At 60.1% G+C, this 18,570-nt stretch carries 17 protein-coding genes; 10 read left to right on the top strand and 7 right to left on the bottom strand.

The genetic code is table 11. The annotated features are described in order from the left end of the window. Positions 1-137: 137 nt before the first annotated feature. The 4 genes from ACTG1K_RS07455 to pepE all read left to right on the top strand — a co-directional run bounded on the left by ACTG1K_RS07455 (position 138) and on the right by pepE (position 5,573). Positions 138-1,832: a LytS/YhcK type 5TM receptor domain-containing protein gene (locus ACTG1K_RS07455; RefSeq protein WP_421299202.1), complete on the top strand. Its 1,695-nt coding sequence runs from the start codon at positions 138-140 to the stop codon at positions 1,830-1,832. Further along, the gene (btsR, locus tag ACTG1K_RS07450) at positions 1,826-2,563 is read left to right on the top strand and encodes a two-component system response regulator BtsR (RefSeq protein WP_425857379.1); all 738 of its coding nucleotides are present in this window, start codon (positions 1,826-1,828) and stop codon (positions 2,561-2,563) included. The genes ACTG1K_RS07455 and btsR overlap by 7 nt, the downstream gene beginning before the upstream one ends. A gap of 215 nt (positions 2,564-2,778) precedes the next feature. Then, the gene (locus ACTG1K_RS07445; protein WP_139411038.1) at positions 2,779-4,587 is read left to right on the top strand and encodes a carbon starvation CstA family protein; all 1,809 of its coding nucleotides are present in this window, start codon (positions 2,779-2,781) and stop codon (positions 4,585-4,587) included. Positions 4,588-4,847: 260 nt separating this feature from the next. Then, entirely contained in the window at positions 4,848-5,573 is a 726-nt protein-coding gene (gene pepE, locus ACTG1K_RS07440; protein ID WP_440005026.1) for a dipeptidase PepE, read from the top strand. Positions 5,574-5,696: 123 nt separating this feature from the next. Here pepE and ACTG1K_RS07435 read toward each other — a convergent pair whose 3' ends face one another. The 3 genes from ACTG1K_RS07435 to dnaB form a co-directional block, all read right to left on the bottom strand. Continuing rightward, the gene (locus ACTG1K_RS07435; RefSeq protein ID WP_216950245.1) at positions 5,697-6,116 is read right to left on the bottom strand and encodes a secondary thiamine-phosphate synthase enzyme YjbQ; all 420 of its coding nucleotides are present in this window, start codon (positions 6,114-6,116) and stop codon (positions 5,697-5,699) included. Beyond that, positions 6,116-7,189 carry an alanine racemase gene (alr, locus tag ACTG1K_RS07430; RefSeq protein WP_136501453.1) on the bottom strand — a complete coding sequence of 358 codons (1,074 nt, stop codon included), beginning with the start codon at positions 7,187-7,189 and terminating at the stop codon, positions 6,116-6,118. Before alr ends, ACTG1K_RS07435 begins: the two co-directional genes overlap by 1 nt. 199 nt (positions 7,190-7,388) lie before the next feature. Next, entirely contained in the window at positions 7,389-8,783 is a 1,395-nt protein-coding gene (gene dnaB, locus ACTG1K_RS07425) for a replicative DNA helicase (protein WP_026035132.1), read from the bottom strand. A 363-nt stretch (positions 8,784-9,146) separates the two neighbouring features. On the opposite strand from dnaB, the gene ACTG1K_RS07420 reads away from it, so the two are divergent. Then, a complete protein-coding gene (locus ACTG1K_RS07420) occupies positions 9,147-10,007 on the top strand; it encodes a Tim44 domain-containing protein (protein WP_088868600.1) in 861 nt (286 codons plus the stop codon). Between the two features lie 197 nt (positions 10,008-10,204). Here ACTG1K_RS07420 and ushA read toward each other — a convergent pair whose 3' ends face one another. Continuing rightward, positions 10,205-11,941 (bottom strand): bifunctional UDP-sugar hydrolase/5'-nucleotidase UshA, encoded by a 1,737-nt coding sequence (gene ushA / locus ACTG1K_RS07415; protein WP_440005025.1) that lies wholly within the window; start codon positions 11,939-11,941, stop codon positions 10,205-10,207. A gap of 259 nt (positions 11,942-12,200) precedes the next feature. Between ushA and ACTG1K_RS07410 the strand changes: the two genes are divergently transcribed. From ACTG1K_RS07410 to ACTG1K_RS07400, 3 genes are all read left to right on the top strand, one after another. After that, positions 12,201-12,545 carry a DUF2956 domain-containing protein gene (locus ACTG1K_RS07410; RefSeq protein WP_202000135.1) on the top strand — a complete coding sequence of 115 codons (345 nt, stop codon included), beginning with the start codon at positions 12,201-12,203 and terminating at the stop codon, positions 12,543-12,545. 143 nt (positions 12,546-12,688) lie between these two features. Further along, positions 12,689-13,024 carry a hypothetical protein gene (locus tag ACTG1K_RS07405; RefSeq protein ID WP_005335280.1) on the top strand — a complete coding sequence of 112 codons (336 nt, stop codon included), beginning with the start codon at positions 12,689-12,691 and terminating at the stop codon, positions 13,022-13,024. A 113-nt stretch (positions 13,025-13,137) separates the two neighbouring features. Further along, the gene (locus tag ACTG1K_RS07400) at positions 13,138-14,007 is read left to right on the top strand and encodes a hypothetical protein (RefSeq protein WP_440005024.1); all 870 of its coding nucleotides are present in this window, start codon (positions 13,138-13,140) and stop codon (positions 14,005-14,007) included. A 54-nt stretch (positions 14,008-14,061) separates the two neighbouring features. Here ACTG1K_RS07400 and ACTG1K_RS07395 read toward each other — a convergent pair whose 3' ends face one another. Together ACTG1K_RS07395 and fkpA are read right to left on the bottom strand one after the other, a co-directional pair. Then, the gene (locus ACTG1K_RS07395) at positions 14,062-15,468 is read right to left on the bottom strand and encodes a sigma-54-dependent transcriptional regulator (protein WP_111899894.1); all 1,407 of its coding nucleotides are present in this window, start codon (positions 15,466-15,468) and stop codon (positions 14,062-14,064) included. 151 nt (positions 15,469-15,619) lie between these two features. After that, a complete protein-coding gene (fkpA, locus tag ACTG1K_RS07390) occupies positions 15,620-16,423 on the bottom strand; it encodes an FKBP-type peptidyl-prolyl cis-trans isomerase (RefSeq protein ID WP_005335283.1) in 804 nt (267 codons plus the stop codon). Positions 16,424-16,541: 118 nt separating this feature from the next. Here fkpA and ACTG1K_RS07385 point away from each other — a divergent pair, with 118 nt between their 5' ends. Both ACTG1K_RS07385 and ACTG1K_RS07380 read left to right on the top strand, forming a co-directional pair. Then, positions 16,542-17,510 carry a hypothetical protein gene (locus ACTG1K_RS07385; protein WP_005349516.1) on the top strand — a complete coding sequence of 323 codons (969 nt, stop codon included), beginning with the start codon at positions 16,542-16,544 and terminating at the stop codon, positions 17,508-17,510. A gap of 14 nt (positions 17,511-17,524) precedes the next feature. Further along, the gene (locus ACTG1K_RS07380) at positions 17,525-17,740 is read left to right on the top strand and encodes a SlyX family protein (RefSeq protein ID WP_005335285.1); all 216 of its coding nucleotides are present in this window, start codon (positions 17,525-17,527) and stop codon (positions 17,738-17,740) included. A 100-nt stretch (positions 17,741-17,840) separates the two neighbouring features. Here the strand turns inward: ACTG1K_RS07380 and slyD are convergent, their stop codons facing one another. Beyond that, entirely contained in the window at positions 17,841-18,512 is a 672-nt protein-coding gene (slyD, locus tag ACTG1K_RS07375; RefSeq protein ID WP_440005023.1) for a peptidylprolyl isomerase, read from the bottom strand. Positions 18,513-18,570: the final 58 nt, after the last annotated feature.

Genomic DNA, 18,570 nt, shown 5'->3' with positions numbered 1-18,570 from the left:
CGCCTGCCACGGCGGCAGACGATTCGGCAAATCGTGCGCTACGCCACCATTCCGATAACCCTGCCTTGCAAGGGGATATGGGGTTTGCTAATACTCCGCGTCCATTAAATGACCAATCATTACCGGGGCAACGAGCCGTGGCATTTGAACAATTCACTCTGGTGATCTCGCTGTTCCAGCAGCTCTGCGTCTATCTGGTGATCGCCTGGCTGCTCTCCAAGACACCGCTGTTCATGCCGCTGACTCAGGTGACCCTGAGCTGGCCCCACAAGATCCTCTGCTACCTCATCTTCTCCGGCTTCTGCGTCATGGGCACCTACTTTGGCCTGAGGGTCGAGGACTCTATCGCCAATACCCGCGCCATCGGCGCCGTGCTGGGCGGCATTGTCGGCGGCCCGGCCGTGGGACTGCTGGTGGGGCTGACCGGCGGCATTCACCGCTACTCACTGGGGGGCTTTACCGCGCTGGCCTGCACCTTCTCCACCATCGCCGAAGGGCTGCTCGGCGGGCTGGTGCACCGCCACTTCGTCGCCCGCCACCGGCTTGATCTGCTGTTCAGCCCCTGGGTGGTGGGCTCGGTGGCCCTGGTCGCCGAGCTGATGCAGATGGGGATCATATTGCTGGTGGCTCGCCCTCTCGATGACGCCATCCACCTCATCGAGAACATCATCGCCCCCATGCTGGTGGCCAATACGCTGGGGGCCGCCATGTTCATGAGGATGATCCTCGATCACCGCGCCATGCTGGAGAAGTACTCGGTTGCCTTCTCCGCCCGCGCCCTCAAGATCGCCGAGCGGGCGATGCGGGTGCTGGACAAGGGCTTCACTCAGGAGGCGTGCCAGCAGATGGCGCGCATTCTCTACGAGGAGACCGGGGTGGGCGCGGTGGCCATCACCGATCGGGAGAAGCTGCTCGCCTTTATCGGCATCGGCGAGGATCACCACCTGCCGGGCACCGCCATCAACTCCCGGCACACCTTCAAGGCGATCCAGCACAACGAGGTGGTCTATGCCGACGGCAACCTCATCCCCTACAGCTGCACTATCCATCCCGGCTGCAAACTCGGCTCCTCGCTGGTCATTCCGCTGCGGGGGGAAGAGGGCTCCGTGGTGGGCACCATCAAGCTCTACGAGCCCAAGCGCAAGTTCTTCTCCTCCATCAACCGCACCCTGGGAGAGGGGATCGCCCGGCTGCTCTCCGGCCAGATCCTGGCGGGCAAATACAACGAGCAGAAGCGGCTGCTGGCCCAGTCGGAGATAAAGCTGTTGCAGGCGCAGATCAACCCGCACTTCCTGTTCAACGCCCTCAACACCCTGTCGGCGGTGATCCGGCGCGATCCCGAAAGCGCCCGTACCCTGGTGCACAACCTCTCCACCTTCTTTCGCAAGAACCTCAAACGACAGGGGGACGAGGTGACCCTGGCCGACGAGCTGGAACACGTGAACGCCTACCTGCACATCGAGCAGGCCCGTTTCGCCGAGCACCTGAGCGTGCAGATCGACATTCCAGAGCCGCTGCTGGAGTACCGGCTGCCCACCTTCTCCCTGCAACCCATCGTCGAGAACGCGGTCAAGCACGGCATCTCCCAAATGTTTGAACCCGGCCTGCTGACCCTGACCGCCCGGGTTGAGGCCCAGCGGGTGGTGCTGGAGGTGTGCGACAACGCCGGGCTCTATCAGACGAAGCAGGAGGGGAGCGGCCTTGGCATGAACATAGTGGATCGGCGCATCAAGGCCCGTTACGGCGCCGAATACGGGGTCGCCATCGACTGTGTCCCCCATCAATCAACCCGGGTGAAGATCACCCTTCCCCTGCAGGAGAGCCCATGCTGACCGCCCTGATCGTTGACGATGAACCCCTCGCCCGCGAGGAGCTGCGCCTGCTGCTGGAGCAGGCAGGCAATATCCGCCTGCTGGGAGAGTGCGCCCACGCCATGGAGGCGCTGCCCGCCATCCATCGCCTCAAACCCGACCTGCTGTTTCTCGACATCCAGATGCCGCGCATCAACGGGCTGGAGCTGGTGAGCATGCTGGACCCGGACTTGCGCCCCCACATCGTCTTCATCACCGCCTACGACGAGTTTGCCCTGCGCGCGTTTGAAGAGAACGCCCTCGACTACCTGCTCAAGCCGGTCACGGCAGAGCGGATGAACAAGGCGCTGGAGCGCATCCAGCGGCTGCTTTCACCAAAAGGTGAGCTGGCGAGCCAACCGCTGCCGGATCCGTCCCGCATCGCCCAGCCCCTGCGCAGCATTCCTTGCACTGGTTACAACCGCATTCTGCTGTTGCCCCTTGGCGAGGTGGAGTTCATCCACAGCGATCTCACCGGCAACCGGGTGATCAGCGGCCAGCAGCAGGGCACTACCGAGCTGACCCTGCGCACCCTGGAGGAGAAGACCGGCTTCGTGCGCTGTCACCGCCAGTACCTGCTCAACCCGGGCCAGATCCGCGAAATCCTGCTGCTGGAGGGCGGACTGGCGGAGGTGGTGACCCAGGGCGGCCACAAGGTGCCGGTGAGCCGCCGCTACCTCAAACCCCTCAAGGAGCTGCTCGATATTCCCTGATGGGGCGGGGCGCTTCACCCCGCTCCTGCTCTGCCAGCTACAACTCACCCTTTTACCACGGCCGTCGGCCCCCGCCAAACCACTTGGGGTCGCTTTTCAGCCACTCGCGGGCAGAACCCGGCCACTGACCTTTTCTTCGCTCCCCTTTCCCCACCGCATGGGTAGAGTGCAGCCTGAGCCCGGCCAGACTGGCCACAGGAAAAGGAAACTCCCCCATGCAACACGCAATCACTTTTGTCATTGCGGCCCTCTGCATCCTCGCCATCGCATATCGCCTCTACGGCGTGTTCTTTGTGCGCAAGGTGCTGCAGGCTGACGACAAGCAAGTCACCCCCTCCCACCAGCTGGAAGATGGCAAGAACTATGTGCCGACCAACAAGTGGGTCAACTTCGGTCAACACTTTGCCGCCATCGCCGCCGCTGGCCCGCTGGTCGGCCCGGTTCTGGCGGCCCAGTACGGCTACCTGCCGAGCTTTCTCTGGCTGCTGATCGGCTGTGTCATCGGCGGCGCGGTACACGACACCGTGGTGCTGTTCGCCTCCATGAAGCATCAGGGCAAGTCCCTCTCCGAGGTGGCCAAGGCCGAACTCGGCCCCATCGCCGGCTGGTGTACGGGGCTCGCGATGCTGTTCATCATCACCATCACCATGGCGGGTCTCTCCATGGTGGTGGTACACGCACTGGAGCGTAACGCCTGGGGCGTGTTCGCGGTGTTCATGACCATCCCCATTTCCATGGTGGTGGGAATTTGGCACAAGCTGACCGGCAACCTGCAAGCCGCCTCCTGGGTCGGCTTTGCCGCCGTGCTGGCCTGCGTCTTCTTTGGCCCCTACGTGCAGGAGAGCGCCTTCGGTGCCTGGCTGACCCTGCGTGCCGAGACCATCAGTCTGGCGCTGCCCATCTACGCCTTCTTCGCTACCGCGCTGCCGGTCTGGCTGCTGCTCACCCCGCGCGGCTACATCTCCAGCTTTATGAAGATCGGCGTGTTCGGCGCGCTGGTGATCGGCGTTATCTGCATCAACCCGGAGATCCAGTTCCCCGCCATGACCCAGTTTGTCCACGGCGGCGGCCCGGTACTGGGTGGCCCGGTCTGGCCCTTTATCTCTATCACCATCGCCTGTGGCGCCATCTCAGGCTTCCACGCCTTTATCGGCTCAGGCACCACCCCGAAACTGGTGGACAAGTGGAATGACATTCTGCCGGTCGCCTTCGGTGCCATGCTGGCCGAGTGCGTGGTGGGCGTGATGGCGCTGATCGCCGCCACTGCCCTGCACCCGGCTGACTACTTCGCCATCAACGCCACCCCGGAGGCCTTCGCCAAACTGGGGATGCAGGTGGTGGATCTGCCGTTCCTCTCCCAGGAGATCGGTATGGATCTGAACGGCCGCACCGGCGGCGCCGTCACCCTGGCGGTGGGCATGTCCTACATCTTCACCAAGGTGCCCTGGTTCAGTAACCTCGCCTCCTACTTCTTCCAGTTCGTGGTGATGTTCGAAGCAGTCTTTATCTTAACCGCCGTCGACTCCGGCACCCGGGTCTCCCGTTACCTGATCCAGGACTTCTTCGGCGAGTTCTACCCGCCCCTCAAGCGCATCGACTGGATGCCGGGCGCCATCGGGGCCAGCGTGCTCGCCTGTGTGATGTGGGGGTATCTGCTGATGTCCGGTGATATTGGATCTGTGTGGGCGCTATTCGGGGTCTCAAACCAGCTGATGGCCTCGGTGGGCCTGATCATCGGTGCCACCATCATCTTGCGACTGGCCAGCAAGCGCCGCTACATGCTGACCTGCCTGATCCCGCTGGCCTATCTGTTCGTCACCGTCAACTACGCCGGTTACTGGATGATGAGCAACGTCTACTTCAACGCCGCGGCCAAGGGCTACAACCCGATGAACGGCATCATCTCCCTCATCATGCTGGTGCTGGGAATGCTGATCCTGCTCTCCGCCCTGCGCAAATGGAGCGAGCTGTGGAAGCTGCGCCAGCAGCCCTCCTACAAGGTGGTTGAAGCGACCGCCTCCTGATGGGCGAGTGGCTTTTCCCCTGACATGACCCCGCTGCGGCGGGGTCTTTTATTGGCGATGGCAGCGAGCGGAGCGCTGCTTATTAATCCACCAGCTGGCATTGAGTTATCCATCCATAACGCCTCCATAGCCGTTGAATGGGCCTCGCGATCACAGAACCACCGCGCCAATGGTGGTAGCATGCCCGCTCTTGCCATCCGGCCGCACGGCGGATCCGGTGGCCCTCCCTCCTCCGCTTTCACTTTTTGAGGAACGATTTGATGGAACTGCTTCTGCTTAGCAACGGTAAAGCCAACGAATGTCCGGGTCTGCTCGGCTGGGCCCGGGATCGGGTTCAAAGCCTGCTGGCCCTCAAACAGGTCAAACGCATCCTGCTCATCCCCTACGCGGTGATCCGCAGCGACTGGGATGCCCGTGCCAACGAACTTACCGAGAGCCTCGGGATCGAGGCCATCAGCATTCACCACTTCGATGATCCGGTCGCGGCCGTCAATCAGGCCGACGCCATCTTTATCAGTGGCGGCAACACCTGGCGCCTCAACCAGATGCTGCATGAAAACGGCCTGATCGTGCCGATCCAGCGTGCCGTGCGCGAACGAGGCATCCCCTATGTGGGCTGGAGCGCCGGTTGCAACGTGGCGACTCCGAGCATCCGCACCACCAACGATATGCCGGTTTGCAACGCCGCCGTGCTGCCCGCGCTGGGCCTGTTCCCGCTGCAAATCAACCCGCACTATCTGGATGCCAGCATCAGCGGACACATGGGCGAAACCCGCGACGAGCGTCTGGCCGAGTTCTGCGCCATCAACCCGAGCGAATATGTGGTGGCTCTGCGCGAAGCGAGCCTGCTGCAGATCAGCGGCGATACCGTTGAGTACTGGAGCGCCCGCGATCAGGACTTCAAGATCTTCAAACACGGTCAGGAGCCGCAAGCCTTTATGGATGCCGCCCCGCTGGCCGAGCTGACCCCCTTCAAGGTCGGCTGAGCCACGAAGAGCTCTTCACCACTGGCAGGCGGATAGCTCGCGAAACCGCAAAAACGAAAAAAGAGGGATGGCTCAATGCCATCCCTCTTTTTTATCGTCATCTTTCAGCTGGTTGCAGCCTGATTACTCACCCTGCAGGGTCACCAGCACCTTGCGGGCACCACCATCGACGCGATGCTCGCCAAGCCAGATCCCCTGCCAGGTGCCGAGCGCCAACTGACCATCGCGAACTGGCAGCAGCAGGCTCACCCCGAGCAGGGAGGATTTGATGTGGGCGGGCATGTCATCCGCCCCCTCATAGGTGTGGCGATAGTAGGGGGCATCTTCCGGCGCCAGCCGGTGCAGATGGGCCTCCATATCGCTGCGCACGCTGGGGTCGCAATTCTCGTTGAGGGTGAGCGAGGCGGAGGTGTGTTGCAGTAGCAGGTGGGCCATGCCGATCCGGTAATCCGCCAGCATCGGCAACTTGGCCACCAGCTCGTCCGTCACCAGATGAAAGCCCCGCGAACGGGGCTTCAACGTCAGCAGGCACTGCTGCCACATCAGACGTACTCCATAAAGACGCGGGAGGTGAGTTTGGTGATGAGTTCGTAGGGGATGGTGCCAATCTCGTCGGCCACCCGCTCTACCGGCAGCCCCTCGCCCCACAGTACCGCTTCGTCGCCGGGCTTGTCGGTGGCGCCGGGCCCAAGATCCACCGTGCTCATATCCATGGAGACACGCCCCACCAGCGGCACGATGCGGCCGTTGATCAGCACGGAAGTGCCATTGGGCGCCATGCGCGGATAACCGTCACCGTAGCCGATGGCGATCACCCCGAGTCGGGTATCGCGATCCGACACCCAGTTGGCGCCATAGCCCACCGGCTCGCCCGCCTTGTGATCCCGCACCGCAATCAGCTGGGTCTTCAAGGTCATCACCGGCTGCAGGTCGTAATCGGCCGCCACCGTGTTGGGGAAAGGCGACACGCCATAGAGGATGACACCGGGGCGAACCCAGTCGCAGTGGGAGTCTGGCCAGGCCAGAATGCCCGCCGAGTTGGCCATGGCCCGCTCGCCCGCCAACGGTGCGGTCAACTTGCTGAACAAGTCGATCTGCTCGCGGGTAGTGGGCTGCTCCAGCTCATCGGAACGGCTGAAGTGGGTCATGATGTTGAACGGCTGCACCACGTTCTTGCACTTGCCGAGTCGTTCGATAAAAGCGGGCATCTCGTCGGCACGCACCCCGAGGCGGTGCATGCCAGTGTCGAGCTTGAGCCAGGCCACCACGGGGGCTGGCAGCTCGACCTGCTCCAGCGCTTCGAGCTGCTCCCAGGTGTGAACCGCCGTCTGCAGATTGTTGGCCGCCAGCACCGGCAGGTCGTCGGCGGAGAAGAAGCCCTCCAGCAGCACGATGGGTTTGACCACGGCGCAGGAGCGCAGCATCAGCGCCTCTTCGATGCGGGCCACCGCGTAGGCATCCGCATCCACCAGGGTGCGGGCGACCGGCAGCAGTCCGTGGCCATAGGCGTTGGCCTTGACCACAGCGATGATCTTGCAAGCGGGAGCGTGGCGCTTGACCACAGCGAGGTTGTGGCGCAAGGCCGCAGTGTTGATTTGGGCAGTAGCCGCTTTCATGGTTTTCCCTTACGAGGGCACAAATGGTCTCCCCCTCATCGGGCCGAAGACCGCCACTCACTTATCGTCGTCGAAGGCCGGACCGGCATAATTGTCGAACCGGGAAAACAGGCTCTGACGGGCTGCCTTGCAGTGAATGGCAAGCGGGTCAGAGCGGTGGTGGCAATCCTGACCACAGGATTGCCATGATTGTTACTTATCAATAATCGTCGTCAAACGCCGGACCAGCGTAGTTGTCGAACCGGGAGAACTGACCCTGGAAGGTGAGGCGCACCCGGCCGATAGGGCCGTTACGCTGCTTGCCGATGATAATCTCGGCAATCCCCTTGTCCGGGCTGTCATCGTGATAAACCTCATCACGATAGATAAACATGATCAAATCCGCATCCTGCTCGATGGAGCCCGATTCACGAAGGTCCGAGTTGACCGGGCGCTTGTCGGCCCGCTGTTCCAGGCTTCGGTTCAGCTGGGAGAGCGCCACCACCGGGCACTGCAGCTCTTTCGCCAAGGCCTTGAGGGAGCGGGAGATCTCGCCGATCTCCAGGGTACGGTTGTCAGAGAGCGCCGGCACCCGCATCAGCTGCAGGTAGTCCACCATGATCATGGATAGGCCACCGTGCTCGCGCGCCACCCGACGGGCACGGGAGCGCACATCGGTCGGGGTGAGGCCGGAGGCGTCATCGATATACATCTTGCCCTTTTCCAGCAGCAATCCCATGGTGGAGGAGAGGCGTGCCCAATCCTCGTCGTCGAGCTGACCGGTACGCACCTTGGTCTGATCGATGCGACCGACCGAGGCGAGCATACGCATGATGATCTGCTCGGAGGGCATCTCCAGCGAGAAGATAAGCACCGGCTTGTCGGCGGTGAGGGCCGCATGCTCGCACAGGTTCATGGCAAAGGTGGTCTTGCCCATGGAGGGACGGGCCGCCACGATGATCAAGTCCGAACGCTGCAAACCGGCGGTCATCTTGTCGAGATCGTTGTAACCGCTCGATACCCCGGTCACCCCGTTGTGGGGGGTCTTGAACAGCTCTTCAATCTTGTCGACAGTCTGCTCGAGGATCAGCTTCAGGGGCTGGGGCCCCTCGTTGGCGCTAGTGCGCTGCTCGGCAATCTTGAATACCTTGCTCTCGGCAAGATCCAGCAGATCGCCGGAGGTACGGCCCTGTGGCTCGTAGCCTGCTTCGACTATCTCGTTGGCGACCGAGATCATCTCCCGCACCACCGCTCGCTCGCGCACGATTTCGGCGTAGGCGTTGATGTTGGCGGCACTCGGGGTGTTCTTGGCGATCTCCACCAGATAGGCGAAGCCACCCGCCTCTTCCAGCTGTTCGGAGCGTTCCAGCTCCTCCTGCAGGGTGATGAGGTCGATGGGGTTGCCCGCGTTGGAGAGGCGGGTCATGGCCTGGAAGATCAACCGGTGCGGACGGCTGTAGAAATCCTGATCGATCACCCGTTCGGCAACCCGATCCCAGGCATCGTTATCCAGCATCAGGCCGCCCAATACGGACTGTTCGGCCTCAAAAGAGTGGGGAGGAACTTTCAGCTGTTGTGTCTTGGCGTCTTTTTTCGCCGTCACTTGCTCTGCCATACACATAAAAACCGCAGCGGGAAGGGGACGGGAATTTTACAAAAGAAAGCCAACTACGGCGAGCCCTATCTGGCGGCTCATACCATCATAAAGGGCCAAACCAGAGTCTGCTCTACCTTGACCATTTTGATTTTGCTTCGCATTTTGCGCTCCTTGCGACTCAATCTTCTGCTTTTCATCCGGTTTACTCCTCTTGTTTGACGCCGCATCGCGGCAACCTCGTTCATGAATAATTCATGCCAGAGGTGATATTGATGAATACAAGCTGCGACACAATTAGGGACAGGCAGCCTGCCATGCGCCTTGCTGAGCTTGCCAAAGCGGAGCATGCCCCACCCACAGACGAGAGTGAAAAGAGTCAAAATGAAAAAGATGCTGACCCTGTTTGCCGTGATCCTGGCCATTGGCCTGGGGGCACCTCACGCCGAAGCCAAGAAGTTTGGCGGCGGCAAATCCTTTGGTAAAAGTTACAAAACTGCGCCGGCACAGCCTGCGGCCAAACCGGTCGACAACAAGAATCCGACACTGAATGCCCAGACTCCGCCGAAAAAGAGCGGCATGATGGGTGGCCTGCTGGGCGGCCTGCTGGCTGGCGGCCTGTTTGCCTACCTGCTGGGCAGCGGTGCCTTTGAAGGTCTGCAAGGAATGGACTTCCTGCTGATCGCCCTGCTGGCGCTGGGTGCCGTCTTCCTGATCCGTACCCTGCGCAAGGGCAAGGTCGCGACGCCACAGCCACAACAGGCGGCCTATGCGGGCTATCAGCCACCGCAATCCGCGGCCCCGCAGCAATTTGAGCAGAGCAACAGCGCCCCGCAAGCCACCGGCTTTGCCGACAGCGACGTGCCGTTCCGCCTGCCGCCGGGCTTTGACATGAACGGCTTCCTGGCCGGTGCCCGCGATCACTATCGCACCCTGCAAGAGGCGTGGAACAAGAACGATCTGGAAAAAGTGCGCGAATACGTCAGCCCCGAGCTGTTTGAACAGCTCAAAGCCGAGCGCGCCGAACTGACTGGCGACCAGCACACAGAAGTAATGTATGTCGACACCCAGCTGGTACGCGCCGACTACGGCAGCGACTGGGCTCAGGTGAGCGTGCGCTTCAGCGGCCGCTACATGGACCGTCAGGAGCAGGTCGAAGAAGACATCAAAGAGGTGTGGCACCTCGAGCGCGATCTGGCCAAGAACAATGCCCCCTGGCATATCGTCGGTATCGAGCAGCTGTAAGGTTTAGATTGTCACTACGCAAGAGGCGGCCAACGGGCCGCCTCTTTTCATTTCATCCCCTCACATGACCTGATACAGGCGAGTGCTATCGTTATTGATGATTGAAAAGTTGTAACCGCTCCCCAAACAACGACAAAGGGCAGCCACCGGCTGCCCTTTGGGATCATATCTGGGGGCTATGCGCCCCGCTGACGGAATCAGTTACACCCTTCGGTAGAGGCTGAGTTCAGGTAGCTCACCTCATTGCCTGGCTGATAATCGGCCACGTTGATGGTCTTCTTGATCTCGATGTACTCCTTCAGCACAGCAGCATCCACCAACCCGGCGTTGATGGTATCGATCTTCGGATAGCCGTCACCACCGGAGGCGCTGAAGCTCGGGATCGCGAAGCTGTAGGTTGCTGCCGGATCAAACGCCTTGCCACCGATACTGGTGATATTGACGCTCTTGGCCTGACAATCCACCGCCATGTTGATACCGCCAAACTGGGCATAACCACCGGTATTGCGGGTCTTGCTTGCCACCTGGCCCAGATAGGTCGCCAGCTCGCTTCCCTTCATGACCGCCTTGTTGACCGTGTTGCCAAACGGGTGCACCAGCAGCACGCTGCGGTAAGTGATATCACCGGCCGGGATGCTGTCACGCACGCCGCCTGAGTTGACGATACCAAAGTCGACACCCAGCTTGCTGCTGGTCGCCGTGGTGATGAGGCGACCCAGGTTGGTCTGCTTGTTGCGAACCGAGTTGCGATCACCAACCAGCAAGCCATCTGCCGAGCCAATGACGACATTCAGCTCTTGCTGACCTTTCTCCTGATAACCCAGCAGGGTGTTATACAGCTCGGGATCCTTGGTGATCTCGTCCTGTACGAACTGCATCTTGGTCGGGTCCTTGGTTACGGCGCCGTTAGCATCGATCGCCTCACCCTTGGCGTTGCGCTTGATGAGGTTAACCGGGATCAGGTCATAGCTGGTCAGGGTCAACTTGCCATTCTGGTACTCAAACTGGGCACGGCCCACATACTTGCCCCACTCGTGGGCCTGCATGATCCAGGTGCCGTTTTGCTGGTCCGGTTGGCAGTTATCACCCGGTTTGAAATTGGCGTACTTGTTGGTGGTGCCCGGTTCCATACAGACCGGATTCTGGGAGTGGCCACCAATGATGGCATCCAGAGTCCCTGCCGGCAGTGCACGAGCCATCTCTACATCGCCCGGCGCATTGCTGCCGTGCTGACCATTCTCGTAATGGCCCATGTGAGTGATGGCGAAGACCAGATTGGCCTCCTTGTTGCTGCGGATCTGCTGGCCCAGTTTGGCCGCCTCGCTGGTCGGATCGCGGAACTCCAGGGTCTGCACGTTGTTGGGATCAACCAGCTGGGCGGTATCCTCGGTGGTCAGACCCAGTACGGCGACCTTGAGACCGCTCTCCAGCTTGAACACCTTGTAGGGGTCAAAGTAGTGCTTACCGCTGGCCTTGTAATAGATGTTGGCCGAGAGCATGGGGAACTGGGCCCACTTGCGCTGCTTCTCCAGCACGCTGAGAGGGTTGTCGAATTCATGGTTGCCCACCGCCATGGCATCGTAGCGAATGTTGTTCATCGCCATGAAGTCAGGCTCGGCATCCTGCAGATCGGACTCCGGCACGCCGGTATTCACATCACCACCGGAGAGAACCAGTACGTCACTGCCAGCAGCCTTGGCATCCGCACGCAGCTGTTCGACCAGAGTCTTCTGAGCAGCCATACCGTACTCATTTTCAGCGTTGTGCCAGAAACGGCCGTGGGTATCGTTGGTGTGCAGGATGGTGAGTTTGCAGACATTTTCGGTGCAGGGTGCAACGCTGTCGTTTTTGGAGATATTGCAGCCTGTCAGTGCCGCCAGCACGGCCAGGGCCAGGGCCAGGGCCACGCTGCCTTTGATAACGTTATTATTCATTTCCATATCACCTTGATTGTTTTGTTATTTAGTGACCCTATCCAGCAGGTCGGGCCCAAATATAACAAACAACGAAGAAGAAATTTTCATCAGCGCCCCACAAATGTTGTTAATTGTGATCGATGGCCAAACTTACCCTTTGCTACTGATTTTTAAATGCTTTTATTGAGGTGTCTCTCATTTGTAGCCATGTCTGGCCAAGCCCCACGAAACACGGTTTTGTGGCATACTCCCTCCCCCATGCCCGAGGAGTGTGTTGATGACCAAGTACGACAAGATTTCCCCCGAGACCCAGCAGGAGGCGATGAAAATTGCCCGTGCCAACCAGAAGCCGGGGCAGACCAAGGAGCAGACCCAGCTTATCGCGCAAGGGATCCAGAAAGGCATCGACGAGTACAAGAAGCAGATGAAGGCGCGGGCCCGTGAAGCGAGCCGCCAGAAAAAATTGCAGGCCAAAGCCAGGCAGCCACAGGGCGCGCCCCAAACCGAAGAGCAAGACGCTCAGCTGGAGCTGGTTGAAGTAAGCCATCAGCATCCCCTGCCCTGGATCTTGCTGGTGCTGAGCTGGCTGGGATTTGCAGCAGCCTGGTTCTGGTTGCATTAAGACGCGCTAGCAAACCTTTATCCGGGATCCTCTTCACAGCCCGGGCCCGGGCTGCTGGTGATTACCTGCGAAGAGTGATTAAATTCCGCGCCTCTTGCACCGGACAACCGGTTTTTTGACGATCAGTTTTCAGGAAAGATGTTATGAACCCCGCTCCGCTCTATCTGCTGGCCCCTTTTGTTCTGTTCCTTGTGACCATGCTGCTCTATCGCATTTCGCCGCTGCGGGCGGTCGCCGCCGGTGGGGTACGCTGGTTTATCCTGCCGGCCTTCACCCTGTTTATTTTGCTGATCATCATCAATGGAGCCGCCGATCCCACCCTGCGCGATCCGGCATTCCACTGGTTGATGCCGGGCCTTGGCTTTGCCCTGAGCCTGTTTCCGGCCCTGCCCAAGGCGCTGGTGCCACGGCTCGCCATCAAGGAGGGGGCCTTTGCCGCCCTCGGTCTGATGCTGATGAGCCTGGCTATGGTCTACTAAGCAACTGGCCACAGCCGTTAACATGACTCAAGGGGCGCTCTGTGACGGGCGCCCCTTGTACAAACAATGGCCTGCAGGCATCTTGGTGACAGGATAACCAGCAAGGAGGCCAAATGGACAATCCGCCCGATTTCATGGCGCTGTGGGATTATCAGGATCCCGCCGCCAGCGCCCTGCGTTTTCACACCCTTCTTCCCGAAGCGCGCACCGCCGACGACCTGCAACTCGAACTGGAGTTGCTGACCCAAATTGCCCGTACCCATTCGCTACAGCGCCAGTTTGCCGAAGCCCACCAGCTGCTCGACGAGATAGCGCCTCGCCTCACCGACACAACCCCCAGAGCGCGGATCCGGGCTCTGCTGGAACGAGGCCGCACCTTTAACTCGGCGGGCGACAAAGCCAGTGCCAAACCGCTGTTTGAACAAGCCTGGCAATGGGGGCTCAAGGAGAAAGAAACCTATCTCGCCATCGACGCCGCTCACATGATCGCCATCGCCGCACCACTGGAAGAGCAGAGCCGCTGGCATCAACTGGCGATGGAGCTGGCGGAACGCAGCAGTGACGAGAAGGTGCGTGGCTGGCTGGCCCCCCTTTACAACAATCAGGGCTGGACCCTGTTCGAATTGGGCCGCTTTGATGAGGCGAAAATCCAGCAGCAGAAGTGTCTGGCCTGGCATCTGCAACATAACCAGCCGGCCAAGGCGTTTATCGCTCGCTGGAGTCTGGCTCGCCTGACCCGGGCCCAGGGTCAGCACCAGCAGGCGCAGGCAGAGCTGCACCAACTCAAGGCCGATATGGCCGAGGCAGGCGAACCTGAGGATGGTTATCTGTTCGAGGAGCTGGGGGAGAATGCCTTGGTGCTGGACGATCCGCTGGCCGCGGAATACTTCTCCCGAGCCTGGTTTCTGTTGTCGCAGGACCGCTGGTTCAGCGCCAACGAGGGGGAGCGATTGGCCCGCCTCAAGCGCCTCGCCAAACTCTGATCCCCAAAATAGCAAGGGCGGCACGCTAGCCGCCCTCTCTGCTGGCAAGATGGTTCAGGCCCGATTGGACTCCTCCCACCCCTGCTTTTTACGGTAAATGGTGGAGGGGCTGATCTCGAGCAGGGCCGCCGCCTTGGGAATATTGCCGTCACAGCTGGCGATGGCCTGTTCGATCACCTCTTTTTCCACCAGCCAGAGCGGACGAATTGGCCCGTTAGCCACGCCGGTGGCGGCCGGAGCCGATACCACCGCTGCCGCAATCGCAGCCGGCAACTGGGGACGAACTCCATTGAGTGGTGGCGGCAGAATATCCGGGCTCACCAGCTCCTTGTCATTGAGCACCACGATATTGCGCACCACGTTTTGCAGCTCGCGTACGTTGCCAGGCCAGGGGTAGTCAAGCAGCACTCGCGCCGCCTCGACATCAAAATCCTTGAAGCGTTTGTTCTCCTCCTTGGCGTAGCTCTGCAACAGGGTACGCGCCAGCAGCAGGATATCCTCACCCCGCTCCCGCAGTGGCGGCAGGGTAAGCGGAATGACGTGGAGCCGATAGTAGAGATCCTCGCGAAAACGGCCCGCTTTCACCTCCACCAGCGGATCCCGGTTGGTGGCGCAGATAAAGCGCACATCCACCGTCTCGAGCTTGCCGCTGCCGACCCGCTGCACTGTGCCGGTCTGGATGAAGCGCAGCAGCTTGCTCTGCAGATCCAGGTCCATCTCGCAGATCTCGTCGAGAAACAGGGTACCGCCATCGGCCAGACTGGCTGCCCCTTTGCGATCCCCCTGGGCGCCGGTAAAGGAGCCCTTCACATGACCAAAGATCTCGCTCTCCATCAAATCGTGGGGAATGGCGGCGCAGTTGAGGGCAATAAAGGGCTGTTCGCTGCGGGGACTGCACTGGTGAATCGCCTCGGCACACACCTCTTTGCCGGTGCCGCTCTCACCAGTGATAAAGACGGTCGCCTTGCTGGGCGCCGCGCTCTCGATGATGCGATAGACCGCCTGCATCGACATGGAGGCGCCGATAAAACCGAAGAAGGAGCTACGCTCGAAGTTTTCTCGATAGTGGGCAACCAGCGAGCTCAACTGCTGGTGTTTCAAGGCATTGCGAACGGTGGCGCAGAGCCGCTTGCTGTCAAACGGCTTGGTCAGAAAATCGAAGGCACCGAGGCGCATCGCCTCCACCGCCACATCCACCGAGCCATGGGCGGTGATCACTACCACAGAGCAAGGCAACTGCTGTTCGGTGATCATCTGCAGAATATCCATACCGGACATATCCGGCAGCTCCAGATCCAGCAGCACCACGGGGGGAGGACTTGCCAGCAACTGCGCCAACGCTTGCTGACCACAGTCGGCCAGCACCACCTCATACCCCTCTTGGCGCAGGTACTGTTCATAGACCACCGCCAGACTACGGGTATCTTCCACCAGCAGGACACGCGATTTATTTTCAGCCACTGGACTCATCCTTGTATTTGATTCTGCGATCTATTTTGCCTTATTTTCGCGCGCAAACCCAACGCCAAGACAGCTCTGTTATCCCGCGATTGCATGGAATACACAAGTAAAAACGGCTCCTTAAGGAGCCGTTTTTAACTACAAGAAGGGATTACTTCTTGGCATCGTCTGCGGTCGGCTTCTCGATAGCCAGCAGCTCAACGTCAAACACCAGCACGGCATTCGCCGGGATGGAGCCTGCACCGTGCTCGCCATAGGCCAGCTTGGACGGCAGGAAGAACTTGAACTTGGAGCCAACCGGCATCAGCTGCACACCTTCAGTCCAACCCGGGATAACCTGGTTGAGCGGGAAGGTAGCCGGCTCGCCGCGATCGACGGAGCTGTCGAACTTGGTGCCGTCGGTCAGGGTACCGGTGTAGTGAACCTTGACGATGTCGGTTGATTTCGGCTTGGCGCCAGTGCCCATCTTCTCGACCACGTATTGCAGGCCGGATTCAGTGCTCTTCACACCCTCTTTCTTGGCGTTGGCAGCCAGGAACTCTTCGCCCTTCTTCAGATTCTCAACGGCATCTTTCTCGGCCTTGGCCTTGGTCAGCTCGTTGATCTTGGCGTCGTAATCCTGCAGTACCTTCTGGATCTCTTCATCAGTCATCTTGGCTTCTTTGCCCAGACCGTCAGTCACCCCTTTCAGGATCACGGCGTTGTCCAGTTTGATGCCCAGTTCCTGCTGACGCTCCAGGGTATTGGCGATGTAACGACCCATGGAGAGGCCAATTGCGTAGCCAGATTGCTCTTCAAAGCTCTTGGCTTCAGCCTTGGTCGCCTCTGCCGGCTTGCTGGCTTCTGCCTTCACTTCGGCGGTATTGGCCGCAGCAGGCTTCTCGTCTTTTTGGCAAGCAGTCAGACCGACGGCAACGGCCGCCGCCAACAGGGACACCTTCAGAAATTTGTTCATCAGTTTCTCCAAACTCCAAATACCGCTCTCGGTTCCATCGTGAAATGAGAGGTTTATCGTGATAAGCGCCTTATACTAACGCCGTGATCGCAGGTAACAAAAGCGTGAGACCGCAAAAATGATAAAAAGTGCCATTTATCTGGTGAGCCTCTGTTTAATGCTCACCGGTTGCGAGCAGAGCTCCCAACCCAACCAGCAAATGACCCTCGCCAGCACGGGTCTGCTGACCGCAGATCTCTCCAGTGATGGCAAGCAAGCCATCGTCTCCAGCATAAGCCAGGGCATCATCGTCTGGGATCTGGAACAGAACCGTCAACGCTGGCGCTGGAAGCAATCCGACTCTGCGGAAGATCTGGTATTCATTACCCGCTTTTCCGAAGGCAACAGCCATGCCGTCACCGCCACCCCAGACACCTTTGCTACCTGGCGGCTGAACGACGGGCAATCACAAGGCTACTACTCACTTCCTGAATCCAGGCTGAGGGACATCGCGCTCTCTGCCGACGGTCGTTATGTGCTGATAGGTCGGGAAGATGGCAAGGCCGAGTGGCTCGATACCCGAAGCGGTCGTCGCCTGCAGTTTCTGGGGCACACCGAACAGGTCAATACGGTGGATCTCTCCGCCAACGGTCGCTACGCCCTGACCGGCGGCAACGACTACAGCGCCTATCTGTGGGATACCCGTAGCGGGCAGGTGATCTGGCGGTTCAACCATGGTGGCCGGGTGATCATGGCCAGACTGGAGCCGAGCGGCCGCTACGCCTTCACCGCCGACAGCAGCCGGGCCAGCATCTGGGATCTGAAAACCGGCAAGGAGGTGAGTCAGCTGCAATATGATCACCGCTTCGAGGTCTACACCAGCGCCCGCTTTGCCAACGATGGCAAGTGGCTCATCACCGGCGCCCCTTCCCGTCAGCTCTCCCTGTGGCAAGTGAGCGATGGTGCCCTGCTGCAGAGCTGGCGCGTCTCGCCGCAACCCAAGGTGAAACCGCCCAGCGCAGTGGTCTACGGCGTCGCTTTGCGCGACAATAGCCACCTTGTCAGTGCCAGCTCCAGTGGTCTGGCCGAAATCTGGACAATCAAGTAAGGACCCGAAGGCCCATGAGTCAGCAACTTAACGATCGCATCGAAACCCTGGAAACCCGTCTCGCCTATGCGGAGTACACCATAGAGCAGCTCAACGACGAGGTAACCACCCAGGGCCGTGAACTCGATCGGCTCAAATACCAGATCCAGCTGCTGATCGACAAACTGCAAAGCGTACAACCCAGCCAGATTGCCAGCATGGCCGAAGAGACCCCGCCGCCGCACTACTGATCCGGCGCCATCTCTGGTCAGGCAACATGGCTTGGCATCACTTTCAGCCAATAAAAAACCCGCGATAATCGCGGGTTTTTTATTATCGGCATGGCCGTGATCAGTGGTGATGGCCCTTGCCACCACAACCGCCGCCACCGCAGCAGCCGCCGTGACCATGGTCGTCACCGTGGTCGTGGCCATGCTCGTGACCGTGGCCAGCACCGCCGCAGCAACCGCCGTGGCCGTGATCCTCATCGTGGTCGTGACCATGACCGCCACAGCAGCCGCCGTGATCGTGGTCATGACCGTGATCGTGACCGCAACCACCGGCACCGTGAACGTGGCCGTGAGCCAGCTCTTCGGCAGTGGCGGCACGCACATCCTTGATCTCGACCTTGAAGCCCAGAGTCACGCCAGCCAGCGGATGGTTGCCATCCACCTTGACGAACTCTTCGGACACTTCAACCACGGTCACAGGACGGTGACCATCGTCGGTTTCAGCCACAAAAGTATCCCCTTCGGAAACTTCCATGCCGTCGAACAGCTCGCCCGGTACTTCTTGTACCAGGGTCTCATCATATTCGCCGTAGGCCTGGCTCGGTGCCAGAGTCACTTCGAAGGCTTCACCTACCGCGCGACCTTCCAGCTCGGCTTCCAGGCCTGAGACCAGGTAACGGGTGCCGTGCAGATAGACCAGCGGCTCTTTGCCGACAGTGCTGTCGATGACTTCACCGTGCTCGTCGGTGACTGTGTATTCCAGCGTAACCACGCTCAGAGGAGCTACTTTCATGTCAGGATCCTGCGGATAGAAAAAAACGGGCTCAGAATACCCTAAAAAGCGGGCCGCG

Source organism: Aeromonas sp. 102P (genome assembly GCF_051920345.1).
Classification (GTDB): Bacteria; Pseudomonadota; Gammaproteobacteria; order Enterobacterales; family Aeromonadaceae; genus Aeromonas; species Aeromonas veronii.
Note: the sequence above shows the minus strand (reverse complement) of the source record. Positions and strands in the feature narration are given on the sequence as shown.